Source organism: Stieleria sp. (assembly GCF_041595215.1).
Classification (GTDB): Bacteria; Planctomycetota; Planctomycetia; order Pirellulales; family Pirellulaceae; genus Stieleria; species Stieleria magnilauensis.
In genome coordinates, this window is record NZ_JBFHKV010001450.1 from 1 (window position 1) to 1668 (window position 1668).

A 1668-nucleotide genomic window follows, 5' to 3' on the forward strand; every position below is an offset into this window, starting at 1 on the left:
ATCGTTGATCGCGTTGGGCATAGTCGGCCAGCGTGGTCGGACATTCCTCAAAGCTCCCTTCCAAGTCCGTCGCGACCTGAACCTTCCAGCCCGAACGCACCATCAACGCGGCTTCGACGAAGTCGTGACTGAGGATCTCTCCCCCCAAGGGCTCTTTCCCCGGCAACACCGGCAAATCGCAATGCTCCAAAAAAGCACGCACACGGATGATTGCATTGTGCCCCCAGTAGTTTCCGTCATCGCCCGCCCACTTGGCGAATCCGGCGACAAAGATCGGACCGTACGTGTGCGCGGCAAACTGTTGCAGCCGCGCGAACAACGAATTCCGACCGACCGGCGCCGGGGGGACTTGAAGGATTCCCAACTGGCTATCCGCTCGCATCCGCGCGACCATCTCCAGCATCGTTTCAGCCGACATCAAACTGTCCGCGTCCAAAACGATCATGTACGGATAGCTCGCGCCCCAGCGGATACAAAAGTCAGCGATATTGCCTGCCTTTCGTGACTTGTTGTGCGGCCGGTGCCGATAGAACACTCGGCAGTCGGGAACGCGCTCAACAAACTGCGACCACGCCAATTCCTCCTGCAACCAGACTTCTGATTGCGTCGTATCGCTGAGCAGATAAAAGTCGAACTGATTCGTCGCTTGGTGAGTGCGCAGATCGTCAACCATCGCTTCGATGCCTGCGATGACGCGTTCCGGTGCCTCGTTGTACACCGGCATCAAGACCGCAGTGCGCTGCGGTTCGGCGATCGCTTGTTCAGCCCCTTGCGGATCGTTGAGAGCAGAAAGCTGTTGCTCGGCCGCAAGTTGTGACGCGTCTGGCGGGTGATGTGGTGAAGCATTTATCGTCCGTGGTTTACCAGGTTTTAGCGGCAAGGCGCAAGCCCTCCGGTTCCCCATCTTCACCACGACACCGGAGGGCTCGCGCCCTACCGCTAATAAGTGCTCCCCAGTGTTGTTTGGCGGAGCCAACGTCCTCGACATGCGACGTCGACTGTGCAGCGTGAGAAATCCGATGGTTGCGAGCACAAACGAAAACGCAATCCAACCGAACAACAGCGTAAAAATCGCCGCACTCAATGCTTCGAACAAATTGATTCCGCTGCTGCGATCGACAACCACCAGGTAGCTAGCCGTCGCGATCGCCGTTAATCCGAGCGACAACAGAATCACCGTGACACGAACAGATGAACTGGAATGTTCCATTGATTGATCCAATCTTCACGTAGACCGAGAGACCTAGATAAACGCCAACGCCGTCGATGCAAGAATGCTATCGGGCACCCACGCTCGCAGACGCTGCGAAGCGGTACGACTGAATCAAACCCGACCACCAACTCAGTCGCAGCGGGGCGGCCCGGCGAACAGGTTGTGCCGGTTGCATCACACTACGTTGCGGCGACGGTACGACGTCCCGGTTCCCGGTGCTGGCCACGTGGTCGGCGGCCATTCGAAGTGCGGTACGGATCAGATCACCGTGTTCACGACAAAGACATCCTGCGCGTTCCGAGATCGCAAGGGCGATCAAGTGGTTCGACTGGTTATCGACAGATCCGCTGGCACGAAGATAGCGCTCGACCACTGGGACGAGAGAACTCGGTTGTTGATCCTCTGCAGGGTGGCCCGAAAGAACGAAAGGTTGAGTTAGTGGCGTCGTTTCAAAA

General features: G+C 57.6%; 1 protein-coding gene. It reads right to left on the bottom strand.

Annotation, left to right across the window (positions count from 1 at the left end):
* On the bottom strand, positions 1 to 1210 hold a 1210-nt coding region (gene mdoH / locus ABX749_RS32020), incomplete at its 3' end, for a glucans biosynthesis glucosyltransferase MdoH (protein WP_372899613.1).
* Positions 1211 to 1668: the final 458 nt, after the last annotated feature.